Raw genomic sequence first — 13,087 nt, 5'->3', positions numbered from 1 at the left:
CCTCAGACTCCGAAGTACGCACGGGCGACCTCCTCCTGCGAGACCGACCCCGCGGGGCCGGTGAGCGTGGTGCGGCCCTCGAGCAGGCAGTGCACCTCGTCGGCCACCGCGAGGGCCTGCCGGACGTCCTGCTCGACGACCAGCACGGTGGTGCCGGCGGCCTTGATCGCCGGCAGCACCTCGTAGACCTGCTTGATGACCACGGGAGCCAGGCCCAGGCTGACCTCGTCGAGCAGCAGCAGCTCGGGGTTGGCCATCAGCGCACGCCCGATCGCGACCGCCTGCTGCTCACCGCCCGAGAGCGCACCGGCGTAGCGGTCGCGGCGCTGCGCGACGAGGGGCAGCGCCTCGAAGACGGCGTCGAGGTCCCACGGTCCGGGCCGGCGCTGGTGGGCGCCGACGAGCAGGTTGTCGGTGACGGTCAGGCTCGCGAAGAGCCGGCGACCCTCCGGGACCAGGCTGATGCCGGCCGCCACGCGGCGGTGGGCCGGGACCCGGTCCAGCGACTCACCGCGGAAGCGGATCTGGCCGGCCGAGACCGGCATCAGCCCGGCCAGGCAGCGCAGCAGCGTCGACTTCCCCGCGCCGTTGGCCCCGATCACCGCCAGCGTCTGCTGCTCGGCCACCTCGAGGCTGATCCGGCTCAGCGCCAGGGCGTCGCCGTAGCGGGCCTCGACGTCTCGCACCTCCAGCAGCGCGGTCACCCGAGGGCCTCCTCGGGCGTGCTGCCCAGGTACACCCGGCGCACCTCGGGGTCGTTCATCACGGCCTGCGGCTCGCCCAGCGCGAGCATCCGGCCGTAGGTCAGGCACATCATCTGGTCGGCCACGGCCAGCACGGCGTGCACCACGTGCTCGATCCAGACCACGGTCACCCCGGACTCCTTGACCTCGCGCACCGTCTCGACCAGGGCCGGGACCTCGTGCTCGGTCAGGCCGCCGGCGATCTCGTCGAGGAGCAGCAGCCGCGGGCCGCTGGCCAGGCCGCGGGCGAGCTCGAGCCGCTTGCGGTCCAGCAGCCGCAGTGACCCGGCCGGCGCGTTGGCCTGGCTGAGCAGCCCCGTGGTCTCCAGCACCTGCAGCGCGCGCTCGCCGGCCTCGGGGGTGGTCCGGCCGCCGGCGAAGCGGGCGGCGACGAGCAGGTTCTCCAGCACCGTGAGACCGCCGAAGGGACGCGGCACCTGGAAGCTGCGCCCGATCCCGCGCCGGGCTCGCACCTCGGCGCGCAGCCGCGTCACGTCCTGCCCCTCGAACCGGATGCGCCCGCTGGAGGGGGCCAGCACCCCGCCCACGAGGTTGAGCAGCGTGGACTTGCCCGCCCCGTTGGGCCCGACGATGCCGAGCGTCTGGCCGGCCGCGAGGTCGAAGCTGAGGTCCTCGATCACGCTGACCTTGCCGAAGGACCGGCCCAGGTGCTCGACCTCGAGGATCGGTGCGGTCACAGAGGCTGGACCTTGCCGCCGGCCGGGATGTTCGGGTGGTCGGCGTTGGAGACGATGACCAGGTCGTAGCCCTTGCTGTCGCCGCGCCACTGGCCGCCGACCAGCGGGGTCTTGGCGACGTTCGGCACCGGGCCGGAGGTCCAGTCGAGGTCGCCCACGACGGTGGAGAGCCTCATCGTGGAGAGCGCCTTGACGATGCCCTTCTTGTCCGAGGGCGAGGAGGCCTTGGCCAGCGCGGCGCTGGCCACCTCGAACAGGGCGTGCACGAAGCCGATGGGCTGGGTCCACTGCTTGCTGGTGGAGGCGGTGTAGGCGTCGGCGAGCTGCTTGGCGCTCTGCCCCGAGAGCGAGCTGGTGAAGGGGTGGCTGGGCGACCACCACACCTCGGTGCCCAGGTTGTTACCCGTGTCGCCCAGCGCCGAGATGGTGGAGGGGAACAGCAGCGCCTTGCCGATGGTGGCCAGCTTGGGCTGGTACTGCTGCTGCACCGCCTGCTTCCAGAAGGTGATGAAGTCCGGCGGGATCGGCACGCCGGCCAGCAGCTCGGCGTTGCCCGACTTGAACCTGCTGATCTGCGCGGTGAAGTCGGTGGTGCCGTCGGCGTAGTGGCCGGGGTCGATGATGCTGAACCCCTTCTTGGCCACCACCGGCGGGAAGCCGGTCTTGGCGTCGCCCCAGGCGTTGCCGTCGGAGTCGTTGGGCCAGATGGCGCCGACCTTCTGGTTGGAGTCGACCTGGCCCCACATGTCCATGTAGACCGACTCGACGTCCTCCAGGCCCCAGAAGAAGTGGTAGGTCCACTCGAAGCTCTTCGACGTGGTGCCGCCGCGGCCCAGGAACCACGGCTGCCACGGCGCCACCGTCGAGATGCACGGCACGCCGTTGGCCTCGCACTGGTCGGAGACCGGGTTGGTGTTGTCGGGGGTGGAGGAGACCAGCATCAGGTCGACGTTGCTCTTGAGGATCAGGTCGGAGGCCACGTCGCCGGCGCGCTTGGAGTCCGACTGGCTGTCGCGCACCAGGATCTCGACCTTGGCCTTCTTGCCCCCGATCTTCAGCCCCTTCTGGGCGAAGATCTTCTTGACCTGCGAGACGACGAAGGCGTCGGCCTCGCCGAAGGGTGCCAGCGAGCCGGTCTGCGGGCTCACGTAGCCGATCCGCACGGTGTCGCTGCCCGAGGCGCCCGAGCTGGACTTGATGCCGCACGCCGAGAGCAGGGGGGCGGCGCCGACGCCGAGGGCACCCAGGCCCCCCAGCTTGAGCAGGGAGCGGCGGTCGGTGGCGAGCAGGGGCTGGTGGTCGGTCATGGTCGTACTCCGGGTTCTGCTGGGGTGGGGGGGTCAGGCGGTGCGGGACAAGACGGCGGACAGCGCCTCGCGGAGCAGGCCCGTCGCCTCGTGCGCGTCGACTGCTCCCGAGGTACGCCGCCAGGCGACGTAGCAGTCCGGTCGGACGAGGAGGACGCCGTCCTCCTCGATCTCGCTGCGGCGGTGCCACTCGCCGTAGGCGTCACGGGCGTCGCGGTCGACCACGACGGTGCGCAGCGGCACCCCGAGCTCGCGGGCGACGGCCTCGGCCGCCTCGGCCCACGCCGTGCCGGAGAGACCGGTCAGCACGGTGAAGGAGCCGTGCCCGACCAGGTCCAGGGTGGAGACGCGGCGTCCGTCGGGCTCGACCAGCCAGGCGTGCGGGAGCTTGGCCCCCGGCCGCGAGGACGGCCGGCCGTAGAGCTCGTCGTCGCGCACGACCTCCTCCTGCGTGCCGTCGGGCACGACGGCCGAGGAGGTGTAGCGCTGGTTGTGCTCCACGCCGTGGGCGTTGAACTCGTAGTGCTTGAGCTCGATGGCCTCGTGGATGGCGTCGCGCTTCTTCTTGCCGTCGGGGCTCGGCTCGGCGGCGGAGGCCAGCGCCTTGGTGATGCCCTCCTCGTCGCCGCCGACCACGCCCAGCGCCTCGAACAGCGGGCCGAACTGGTCGCGCGAGAGATTGGCCCGCTCGACGATCTGACGGCCGATCGGGGCGCGCTCCTCGCTGTAGGTCTCCAGCAGCTGCGGCCCGGCCTCGCCGCGCAGCACCGCGGCGAGCTTCCAGGCCAAGTTGTAGGAGTCCTGCACGGAGGTGTTCGAGCCCAGCCCGTTGGACGGCGGGTGCCGGTGCACGGCGTCGCCGCCGCAGAACACGCGGCCGCGGGAGTACTCGGTGGCGTAGGCGTGGTTGACGGTCCACAGCGCGGCGGAGTCGATGCTCACCTCGAGCTCGGGGTCGCCCACCAGGTCGCGCACGATGGCCGTCGCGGAGGCGTCGGTGACCTCCGGTGGCTCGCCGTCGATGTCGTAGCCCCACACGATGAGCCACTCGTTCCAGGGCCGCACCATCCGCAGCAGGCCCATGCCGATGCCGCCGACGTCGGCGCCGGGCCGCATGATCCAGTACAGGACGCTGGGCCGGTGGGCCACCAGCTCGGACAGGTCGGCGCGGAACACGATGTTCATCGAGCCGGCCTTACCCATCTGGCCCTCCATCGGCAGGCCGATCGCCTCGGCGACCAGGCTGCGACCGCCGTCGGCCCCGACCAGGTAGCGCGCGCGGCAGTCGTACTCGCGTCCGGTGGCCCGGTCGCGCAGCCGCGCCGTCACCGACTCCTCGTCCTGCGTGAGGCCGATCAGCTCGGTGTCGAAGGAGACCTTCGCGCCGCGCTCGGCCGCGGTCTGCAGCAGGATCGGCTCGAGGTAGGTCTGCGGCAGGTCGACCATCTGGCACGGACTCTGTGCGACGTACTCGGTGAGCGACTCGTCGCCTGTGCCCCAGGTGCGGATGCGGCCGATCTCGGTGCCGGTGAGCGAGGTCGCGAAGACGGTGTCGCCCATGAGCGCGCTCGGCGTGCCGTCGCGCAGCGCGAGGTCCTCCACGCCCAGGTCGCGGAAGACCTCCATCGCCCGCTGGTTGGTGATGTGGGCGCGCGGGGAGTTGGCGACCCAGCCGTACTTGGTCACCATCCGGGTGCGCACGCCGTACGTCGCCAGCAGCGCCGCCATCGCGCCGCCGGCCGGGCCGGACCCCACGACGAGCACGTCGGTGTCGAAGTCCTGGTCGCTCATCTGCTGCTCCTGTCGGCGTCGGCGAGCACGAAGGTGAAGTCGAGGGTGCGGTAGGTGCCGGACCCGTCGGCGGGGAAGGGGACGATGATCGGCTCCTTGACGCCGAAGACCGTGTCGGAGTCGAGGTACTCGCCGCCCTCGACGAAGAGCTGGGTGATCAAGGTGTGCTTGCCCTCGGCGGCGATCATGAAGTGCACGTGCGGCGCCCGCATCGGGTGCCGCCCGGTGGCGGCGAGCATCTGGCCCACCGGCCCGTCGTCGGGGATCGGGTAGGGCGAGGGCAGGATCGTGGTGAAGGTGATGCGGCCGGCGTCGTCGGTGCGGAGCCGGCCGCGCAGCACCGGGCCGTCGAGGTCGGGCAGCTGCACGTCGTAGAAGCCGTCCTGGTTGGACTGCCACACGTCGACCACCGCGTCCGCCACCGGCCGGCCGGCGGTGTCGGTGACCGCGATCCGGGCCTGCACCGGCTCGCCCTCGAGGCCGCCGGAGATGTCGGCGCCGTCGGGCAGCTCGGGCGGACCCTCGACGTAGAACGGCCCGAGTACCGCCGAGGGCGTCGACTCCGGCGTGCGGGAGTTGCTGAGGATGTCGACCAGGCTGGAGACGCCGAGGGTGTCGGAGAGCAGGATGAACTCCTGGCGGACGTCGGTGGTGATGTGGCCGGCACGGGTGAGGAAGTCGATGGCGAAGCGCCACTCCTCCTGGGTCACGTCGTTGTCCAGCACGAAGGCGTGCAGGTGACGCACGAGGTCCTGGGTGAGCTGCCGCAGCCGGTCCGGGGCGTCGTCGAAGCTGGCGACCACCTCGGCGGTCAGGACGTCCACCGCCTCGCGGGTCTCCTCGGGCAGGTCGGTCACGTGAGCGCTCCGATCGGGGTACCGGCCGTCGCGCGGCCGAGGAGGTCGGCGATGCCGTCGCGCGTGACCTCGCGGGGGTTGGGGTAGGGACGGGCGGTGGCCAGCTCGGCGGCCCGGTCGACGTCGGCGGCGTCGAACCCGAGGCCGCCCAGGTCGGTCGGACCACCCAGCTCGGCCACCAGGGACTGCAGGTCGTCGGTGCCGATCGCGGCTGAGGCGCGCCGCACGCCGGGGCCGGCGTTGTACTCCATCGCGTACGGCAGCACGACGGTGTGCGTGGGGGCGTGCGGCAGCCCGAAGCTGCCGCCGAGGGTATGGCAGAGCTTGTGGTGCAGCCCCATGCCGACCGCGGCCAGGCACCGGCCGCCCAGCCAGGCGCCGTAGAGCAGCTCCGCGCGGGCGTCCAGGTCCGCGGCTCGGGCGCGCAGCCCGCCGGCGATGGCGCGCAGGCAGTCCTCGGCCATCGCGTCGGTGTCCTCGGTGCGGTCGGGCGAGTAGAGGGCCTCGACGGCGTGGGCCATCGCGTTGACGCCGCTGGTCAGCGTCATCGGCCACGGCAGCGTCGTGGTGAGCTCGACGTCGTAGAGCACGGCGTCGGGCAGGATCTCCGGCGCCGAGCGGGTGGTCTTCTCCCCCGAGGCGGTCTCGCCGAGCACCGGGGTGCTCTCCGAGCCGGCATAGGTGGTGGGCACGACCAGGTGCGGCAGCCCGGTGCGCACCGAGACCGCCTTGCCCAGGCCGGTGGTGGAGCCACCGCCCACCGAGACCAGCGAGTCGGCGTCGCCCGCGGCCGCCAGCGCCTCCTCGGTGACCGCCACGGGGGTGTGCATCGCAGCGCCGGTGAAGGTCGCGGCCCCACCCAGCATCGCCGCGACGCGCTCGGCGAGCTCGCGCTGCTCCGGGGTGGCGAGCACCAACGGCCGGCCGCCGCCGAGCCGAGCGAGCTCCTCGCCGACCTGCCCGAGCGTGCCGGCGCCGAAGACGACCCGCTGGCCGCCCACCTCGTCGGTGAAGGAACGCACGCCACCTCCTGCTCTCGCACGGTCGGGTGTGACCGCGCTCACCTGCCGGCCGAGCCTAGGCAGCGGCGTCGGTGCGTGTCCTGCCCGAAACCGGCCACCTGGTTGACCGAAACCCGCACCGCGCGGGCGCCGGGCAGACTCTGACCATGCTGCGCAGCCTGGGCTTCCTCACCATCGGCCTCTTCGACCGCGACGACCCCGGTGCCGGGCACCGCTCGACCCTGGAGATCATCGAGCTCGCCGAGCGGCTCGGCTTCGACAGCGCCTGGCTGCGCCACCGGCACCTGCAGTACGGCATCTCCTCGCCCGTGGCCGTGATGGCCGCCGCCAGCCAGCGCACCAGCCGGATCCAGCTCGGCACCGCGGTGACGCCGCTGGGCTGGGAGAACCCGCTGCGGCTGGCCGAGGACCTGGCCACCGTCGACGTCCTCTCCGGCGGCCGCGTCAACCCGGGCATCAGCGTCGGCCCGCCGATGCACTACGAGGAGGTCAAGGCCTCCCTCTACCCCGACACCGCCGGGGCCGAGGACTTCGGCTTCGAGCGCGTCGAGCGGTTCATGCGCTTCGTCGAGGGCGTGCCGGCCAGCACGTTCGCCGGCCACGAGGGCATCGAGGACTTCTCCGAGCGCGTCGAGCCGCACTCGCCCGGGCTGCGCTCTCGCCTGTGGTACGGCGCGGCCAGCCTCTCCTCCGCGCGGCGGGCCGGGGAGCACGCCATGAACCTGCTCACCAGCTCGGTGGTCTTCGCCACCGAGGACGGCCCCACCGACTTCGCCGACATCCAGGCCGAGCAGATCCACGCCTTCCGCGACGCGCACCCCACCGGCCGCGTCTCCCAGGGCCTGGTCGTCATCCCCACCGACTCCGCCACGCCCGAGCAGGTCGCCCGCTACACCGCGTACGTGGAGTCGAGGACGCCACGCACCCTCGCACCGCAGGGTCCCCGTCGGATCCTGGTCGCCCGCGACCTGCTGGGCAGCAGCGAGCAGATCGCCGAGATGCTGCAGGCCCACGCCGGCTACCGCGAGGTCAGCGAGGTGGCCTTCGCGCTGCCGTTCACCCTCGAGCACGACGACTACGTGCAGATCCTCACCGACATCGCCACCCGGCTGGGTCCGGCGCTGGGGTGGAGCGCGGCGGCGTAGACGTCATACGCCCCGGTCGCTCGCGCGACCGGGGCGGATGACGTTGCGGCAGCCTCAGACCAGGTCGTACCGGTCGGCGTCCATGACCTTCACCCAGGCGGCGACGAAGTCCGTCACGAACTTCTGAGCGGCGTCGTCCTGGGCGTACACCTCGGCGACGGCGCGCAGCTCGGCGTTGGAGCCGAAGACCAGGTCGGCGCGGGTGCCGGTCCAGCGGACCGAGCCGTCGGCCGTGCGGGCCTCGTAGCGCGTCGAGGTGTCGTCGGTGGCCGACCAGGTGGTCTCCATGTCGAGCAGGTTGACGAAGAAGTCGTTCGTCAACGTGCCCGGGGCGTCGGTGAGGACGCCCTCGGTGGAGCCGCCCGCGTTGGCGCCGATCACCCGCAGCCCGCCGACGAGCACGGTCAGCTCCGGCGCGGAGAGGCCGAGCAGGTTCGCCCGGTCGACCAGCAGGTACTCCGCCGGCAGCCGGTGGCCCTTGCCGTAGAAGTTGCGGAACCCGTCGGCGGTGGGCTCCAGGTAGGCGAACGACTCGACGTCCGTCTCCTCCTGGGTGGCGTCGGTGCGGCCGCCGTGGAAGGGCACCTCGACGTCGTGGCCGGCCGCCTGGGCGGCCTGCTCGATGCCCACGCCGCCGGCCAGCACGACCACGTCGGCGAAGGAGACGCCCTCGAAGCGCCCGGCGATCTCCTCCAGCGTGCCCAGCACACCGGAGAGCTGCTCGGGGTCGTTGACCTGCCACGAGGCCTGCGGCTGGAGCCGGATCCGGCCGCCGTTGGCACCGCCGCGCTTGTCACTGGAGCGGAACGACGAGGCCGCCGCCCACGCGGTGGAGACCAGCTGGGCCACCGAGAGGCCGGAGTCGGCGATGGCCTGCTTGAGACCCGCGACGTCCTCGGCCGAGGGCGCACCGGTCGGCGCCGGCACCGGGTCCTGCCACAGCAGCCGCTCGCTGGGCACCTCCGGGCCGAGGTAGCGCTGGATCGGGCCCATGTCGCGGTGGGTGAGCTTGTACCAGGCCCGGGCGAACGCGTCGGCGAACGCGGCGGGGTCCTCGTGGAAGCGGCGCGAGATCGGCTCGTAGATCGGGTCGAAGCGCAGCGAGAGGTCGGTGGTGAGCATCGTCGGCTTGCGCTTGTTGGGCGTGCCGTCGGGGTCGGGGATGGTCGCCTCGGCGTCCTTGGCCACCCACTGGCTCGCGCCCGCAGGCGACTTCTCCAGCTCCCACTCGTGACCGAAGAGGTTGTCGAAGAAGCCGTTGCTCCACTGCACCGGGGTGGAGGTCCAGGTGACCTCCAGGCCGCTGGTGATCGCGTCCTTGCCCACGCCCGAGCCGTAGCTGCTCTTCCAGCCGAAGCCCATCTGCTCCAGGGGCGCGGCCTCGGGCTCGGGGCCGACGTGCTCCTCGGCGTCGCCGGCACCGTGGGTCTTGCCGAAGGTGTGGCCGCCGGCGATGAGCGCCACGGTCTCCTCGTCGTTCATCGCCATCCGCCCGAAGGTCTCGCGGATGTCGCGAGCGGCGGCGACAGGGTCGGGGTTTCCGTTGGGGCCCTCGGGGTTGACGTAGATCAGACCCATCTGCACTGCGGCCAAGGGGCTCTCCAGCTGCCGGTCGCCGGTGTAGCGGTCGTCGCCGAGCCAGGTCTCCTCCGGACCCCAGTAGACGTCCTGGTCGGGCTCGTAGACGTCCTCGCGGCCGCCGGCGTAGCCGAACGTGGCAAAGCCCATCGACTCCAGCGCCACGTTGCCGGCCAGCACGATCAGGTCGGCCCAGGAGATCTTGTTGCCGTACTTCTTCTTCACCGGCCACAGCAGCCGGCGGGCCTTGTCGAGGCTGGCGTTGTCGGGCCAGGAGTTCAGCGGCGCGAACCGCTGCATGCCCGCGCCAGCGCCACCGCGACCGTCCTCGACGCGGTAGGTGCCGGCACTGTGCCAGGCCATGCGGATGAACAGGCCGCCGTAGTGGCCGAAGTCGGCGGGCCACCAGGGCTGGGAGGTGGTGAGCACCTGCTCCAGGTCGGACTTGACCTCGGCCAGGTCGAGGCTCTCGAAGGCGCTCTTGTAGTCGAAGTCGGCGTCCATGGGGTTGGCCACGGCGGGGTGCTTGCGCAAGATCGCGAGGTTGAGCTGGTTGGGCCACCAGTCACGGTTGCTGCCGCCCTCGACCGGGTAGGGTCGCTGGCCGTGCACGACGGGGCAGCCGGCCGCCCCGTGGGCGTCGTTCTGCTGGGGCTCGTTCATCTCTCCGACGACGGCGTCGGGCTTGTCGGTCTCGACCTCGCCGGTGGCGGGCTTCTCGGTCACAGCGCTTGCCTTTCTCAGGTGGGGTGTCAGGACGTCGAGCAGTTCGGGCACAGGCCGTGGAACACGACCTCCGCCTCGTCGACGACGAAGCCGCGGGCGTCGGAGGGGTCCAGGCACGGGGCCTGCCCGACGGCACAGTCGACGTCGACGATCACGCCGCAGGAGCGGCAGACCAGGTGGTGGTGGTTGTCGCCGACCCGGGCCTCGTAGCGGGCCACGGACCCCGGCGGCTGGATCCGCCGCAGCAGGCCGGCACCGCTGAGCGCGCGCAGGCAGTCGTAGACGGCCTGGTGGGAGACGTCGGGCAGCTGCTCGCGTACCGCCCCGATGATCGTCTCGGTGTCGGCGTGGTCGAGGGCATGCACGGCGTCGAGCACCGTGACCCGCGGTCGGGTGACCCGCAGCCCGGCCGCGCGCAGTGCCTCGTCGCTGGATCGGACCATGCCCCAGTCCTACCCGGTTTTCTTGAATGGATCAAGACTGAGCACGGCTCAGAGGCGCCCGGACTTCACCACCCGGCTCAAGAACTGCTGCGTGCGCTCCTCGCGCGGCTCCTCGAAGATCTGCTGCGCGGGGCCGCGCTCGAGGATGGAGCCGGCGTCGAGGAAGCAGACCTGGCTGGCTACCTCCTTGGCGAACCCCATCTCGTGCGTGGCCAGCAGCATCGTCAGGCCGCCGCGGGCCAGCTCGCGCACGATCTCGAGCACGTCGCCGACCAGCTCGGGGTCGAGCGCGGCGGTGATCTCGTCGAGCAGCAGCACCCGCGGCTGGGTGGCCAGCGCGCGGACGATGGCCACGCGCTGCTGCTGGCCGCCGGAGAGCATGTCGGGGTACGACCGCGCCTTGTCCTGCATGTTGACGCTGCCCAGCAGCCCCATCGCCCGCTCCTCGGCCTCGGCCTTGGAGACGCCACCGACCCGGATCGGGGCGAGCGTGACGTTCTCCAGCACGCTCATGTGCGGGAACAGGTTGTAGGACTGGAAGACGATGCCGACGTCGCGCCGCAGCGCGTTGAGGTCGACGCCGGCGCCGGTGACGGTATCGCCCTCGATCCGGATCTCGCCGCCATTGATCTCCTCCAGGCCGTTGACGCAGCGCAGCAGCGTGGACTTGCCCGAGCCCGAGGCGCCGATCAGGCAGACCACCTCGTGACGCTCGACGTCCAGGGAGACGCCCTTGAGCACCTCGTGCTGGCCGTAGGCCTTGTGGACGTCGTCGATCTGCAGGAAGGACATGGCGCTACCGCCCGCTGCGACGCGCGGCGTCGCGGTCGATGAGGAAGTCGACGAACCGCGCCTGCGGGATCGTGACCACGATGAAGAACAGCGCCGCGAGCGTCACCGGCGAGAGGTTGAACAGCTTGCTCTGCCACAGGGTGGAGGCGTTGACCACCTCGACGATGCCGGCGATGGTCAACAGGGCTGTGTCCTTCTGCAGGCTGATGAAGTCGTTGAGCAGCGGCGGGATCACGCGCCGCACCGCCTGTGGCACCAGCACCGTGCGCAGCGTCTGGGCGTAGCTGAGGCCCAGCGAGCGGGCGGCCGCGCTCTGGCTGGGGTGGATCGAGGACAGCCCGGCACGGTAGACCTCGGCGACGTAGGCCGAGTAGGTCATCGTCAGCGCCACCGCCCCGAGCCAGGCACTGGGCCAGTTCGCCAGCGCGGGGAAGGCCAGCGGCAGGCCGAAGACGATGAGCAGGATCGTCACCAGCGCCGGGATGGCGCGGAAGACGTCGCAGTAGATCAGTGCGATCAACCGCAGCGGCCGGCCGGCGCGCCCCGGCAGCATCCGCATCACCGCGAGCAGCAGCCCGAAGACGAGGACCAGCACCTGGGCCACACAGGCCACCCAGATGTTGGTCCAGAAGGCCTGGATCATCTCCGGGAAGGCGAGCTTCCAGGAGTGCCCGGCGAAGAACGTCTGCGCGATGCCACCGTCCTGGGCCAGCGCGATCAGCAGCAGCACCGAGACGATCGCGGCGCCGACGGCGTAGCCCATCGCCACGGTGGCCTCGTCGCGGCCGGCGGCGGCCGCACGGCGGGAGGCGACCAGCTGGCCCTCGCCCAGCAGCGTCGAGCGCCGCCCCGAGCGGGCATAGGCCCGGGCGGTGGGCAGCAGCGGGTACAGCGCGGCCAGCACCAGGAGCACGCCGACGCCCGTGGGCACCGCCGCGCCCTTGCTGTAGGAGTGCAGCCGCAGCGCGGCGGCCACGGCGAGCGCGAGACCGGCCAGGGCCACGACCAGCCCGGTCGTGGCCAGCCCCGCGACCCCGCGGGGCTGGCTCGGTGTCGGCCCGGGCTGGACCTCGTCGCTGACCAGGTCGACGGCGCTCATCGCGAGCCCCGTGCTACTTGATGGTCCAGATCGGCACCGACGACGGGTCGCCACCGAAGGCCGGGCCCAGGTAGCTCTTGGAGAGCTGGTCCAGCGTGCCGTCGCTCATCAGCGTCGAGATGCCCTTGTCGAGGGCGCTCTCGTTGGCCGAGTTCTTGGGGTAGATCGCGCCGTACTGCTCACCGGTCTTGTACTGGCCGACGACGGCCAGCTTGCCGTTGGTGGCCTTGGCCTCGGCCAGCACGATCGCGGTGTCGAGGAACGCAGCGTCGATCTGGCCCGAGAGCACGGCCTGGTAGAGCGCCTGGGAGTTGGGGAAGATCTTCTCGTTCTTGCACTTGAGCTTGTCCTTGATGAAGTCCACCGAGGTGGTGCCCGAGTACGCGCCGCAGGTCTTGTCCTGCACGTTGTCGTTGGTGACGCCGGCGTCCTTCTTGGCCAGCACGCCGACGTTGGAGTCGAAGTAGGCCTTGGAGAAGTCGACGACCTTCTGCCGCTCGGGGGTGATCGAGATCTCCGCCAGCGCGATGTCGAAGGTGTTGGTGCGACCGGCGACGAGCTGGTCGAAGGAGACGTTCTTGACCGTCACCGAGGAGAGCCCGGCCATGTTGGCCAGCTCGGCACCCATGCAGTACTCGTAGCCGGACTTGATCGACTTCGGCGTGGTGCCGTTCCACCAGCCCTGGGCCGGCAGCGTGGTCTCCACCGTGAGGGTGCCGGACTTCACCGGCTTGATCTTGATCGAGTTCTTCTTGCTGGTGACCTTGCAGTCGCCGAACCCGCCCGAGGACGAGCCCGACGAGCCTCCCGACGACCCGCAGCCGGCCATGGTCGCGATCAGGACGGCGGCGCCGACGGCGGCGGTCAGACGGTGCAGCGGCATGTG

At 71.5% G+C, this 13,087-nt stretch carries 12 protein-coding genes; 1 reads left to right on the top strand and 11 read right to left on the bottom strand.

Going from position 1 to position 13,087, the window contains the following annotated elements; translation table 11 throughout:
• Positions 1-2 precede the first annotated feature (2 nt).
• The 6 genes from D9V37_RS03225 to D9V37_RS03200 are packed head-to-tail and all read right to left on the bottom strand — an operon-like array spanning position 3 to position 6,418.
• Positions 3-704, bottom strand: coding sequence for an ABC transporter ATP-binding protein (locus D9V37_RS03225; protein ID WP_232524706.1), 702 nt, complete (start codon positions 702-704; stop codon positions 3-5).
• Entirely contained in the window at positions 701-1,441 is a 741-nt protein-coding gene (locus D9V37_RS03220; RefSeq protein ID WP_121804638.1) for an ABC transporter ATP-binding protein, read from the bottom strand. Before D9V37_RS03220 ends, D9V37_RS03225 begins: the two co-directional genes overlap by 4 nt.
• On the bottom strand, positions 1,438-2,748 hold the full coding sequence (locus tag D9V37_RS03215; protein ID WP_121804637.1) for an ABC transporter substrate-binding protein: 1,311 nt from the start codon (positions 2,746-2,748) through the stop codon (positions 1,438-1,440). The genes D9V37_RS03220 and D9V37_RS03215 overlap by 4 nt, the downstream gene beginning before the upstream one ends.
• Positions 2,749-2,781: 33 nt before the next feature.
• Positions 2,782-4,539: an FAD-dependent oxidoreductase gene (locus D9V37_RS03210; RefSeq protein ID WP_121804636.1), complete on the bottom strand. Its 1,758-nt coding sequence runs from the start codon at positions 4,537-4,539 to the stop codon at positions 2,782-2,784.
• A complete protein-coding gene (locus D9V37_RS03205) occupies positions 4,536-5,396 on the bottom strand; it encodes a dioxygenase family protein (protein ID WP_121804635.1) in 861 nt (286 codons plus the stop codon). Before D9V37_RS03205 ends, D9V37_RS03210 begins: the two co-directional genes overlap by 4 nt.
• Positions 5,393-6,418: a maleylacetate reductase gene (locus D9V37_RS03200; RefSeq protein ID WP_121804634.1), complete on the bottom strand. Its 1,026-nt coding sequence runs from the start codon at positions 6,416-6,418 to the stop codon at positions 5,393-5,395. The genes D9V37_RS03205 and D9V37_RS03200 overlap by 4 nt, the downstream gene beginning before the upstream one ends.
• A gap of 146 nt (positions 6,419-6,564) precedes the next feature.
• Between D9V37_RS03200 and D9V37_RS03195 the strand changes: the two genes are divergently transcribed.
• On the top strand, positions 6,565-7,563 hold the full coding sequence (locus tag D9V37_RS03195) for an LLM class flavin-dependent oxidoreductase (RefSeq protein WP_121804633.1): 999 nt from the start codon (positions 6,565-6,567) through the stop codon (positions 7,561-7,563).
• A gap of 54 nt (positions 7,564-7,617) precedes the next feature.
• Here the strand turns inward: D9V37_RS03195 and katG are convergent, their stop codons facing one another.
• From katG to D9V37_RS03170, 5 genes are all read right to left on the bottom strand, one after another.
• Positions 7,618-9,804 (bottom strand): catalase/peroxidase HPI, encoded by a 2,187-nt coding sequence (gene katG, locus D9V37_RS03190; RefSeq protein ID WP_121804954.1) that lies wholly within the window; start codon positions 9,802-9,804, stop codon positions 7,618-7,620.
• An 89-nt stretch (positions 9,805-9,893) separates the two neighbouring features.
• Entirely contained in the window at positions 9,894-10,310 is a 417-nt protein-coding gene (locus D9V37_RS03185; RefSeq protein ID WP_121804632.1) for a Fur family transcriptional regulator, read from the bottom strand.
• Between the two features lie 48 nt (positions 10,311-10,358).
• A complete protein-coding gene (locus tag D9V37_RS03180) occupies positions 10,359-11,102 on the bottom strand; it encodes an amino acid ABC transporter ATP-binding protein (RefSeq protein ID WP_121804631.1) in 744 nt (247 codons plus the stop codon).
• A gap of 4 nt (positions 11,103-11,106) precedes the next feature.
• Positions 11,107-12,201: an amino acid ABC transporter permease gene (locus D9V37_RS03175; RefSeq protein ID WP_121804630.1), complete on the bottom strand. Its 1,095-nt coding sequence runs from the start codon at positions 12,199-12,201 to the stop codon at positions 11,107-11,109.
• Positions 12,202-12,214: 13 nt separating this feature from the next.
• Positions 12,215-13,084 (bottom strand): ABC transporter substrate-binding protein, encoded by an 870-nt coding sequence (locus D9V37_RS03170; RefSeq protein WP_198412334.1) that lies wholly within the window; start codon positions 13,082-13,084, stop codon positions 12,215-12,217.
• Positions 13,085-13,087 lie beyond the last annotated feature (3 nt).

It is taken from the genome of Nocardioides mangrovicus (assembly GCF_003674065.1).
GTDB classification, from domain to species: domain Bacteria; phylum Actinomycetota; class Actinomycetes; order Propionibacteriales; family Nocardioidaceae; genus Marmoricola; species Marmoricola mangrovicus.
The sequence above is the reverse complement of the archived record's forward strand: the minus strand, read 5'-3'. Positions and strand labels throughout refer to the sequence as shown.

Excerpts from the sequence above, each read along its gene's own strand:
- D9V37_RS03215 (WP_121804637.1), bottom strand. The coding sequence starts at position 2,748 with ATGACCGACCACCAGCCCCTGCTCGCCACCGACCGCCGCTCCCTGCTC.
- D9V37_RS03210 (WP_121804636.1), bottom strand. The coding sequence starts at position 4,539 with ATGAGCGACCAGGACTTCGACACCGACGTGCTCGTCGTGGGGTCCGGC.
- D9V37_RS03195 (WP_121804633.1), top strand. The coding sequence starts at position 6,565 with ATGCTGCGCAGCCTGGGCTTCCTCACCATCGGCCTCTTCGACCGCGAC.
- katG (WP_121804954.1), bottom strand. The coding sequence starts at position 9,804 with ATGAACGAGCCCCAGCAGAACGACGCCCACGGGGCGGCCGGCTGCCCC.
- D9V37_RS03185 (WP_121804632.1), bottom strand. The coding sequence starts at position 10,310 with ATGGTCCGATCCAGCGACGAGGCACTGCGCGCGGCCGGGCTGCGGGTC.
- D9V37_RS03180 (WP_121804631.1), bottom strand. The coding sequence starts at position 11,102 with ATGTCCTTCCTGCAGATCGACGACGTCCACAAGGCCTACGGCCAGCAC.
- D9V37_RS03175 (WP_121804630.1), bottom strand. The coding sequence starts at position 12,201 with ATGAGCGCCGTCGACCTGGTCAGCGACGAGGTCCAGCCCGGGCCGACA.
- D9V37_RS03170 (WP_198412334.1), bottom strand. The coding sequence starts at position 13,084 with ATGCCGCTGCACCGTCTGACCGCCGCCGTCGGCGCCGCCGTCCTGATC.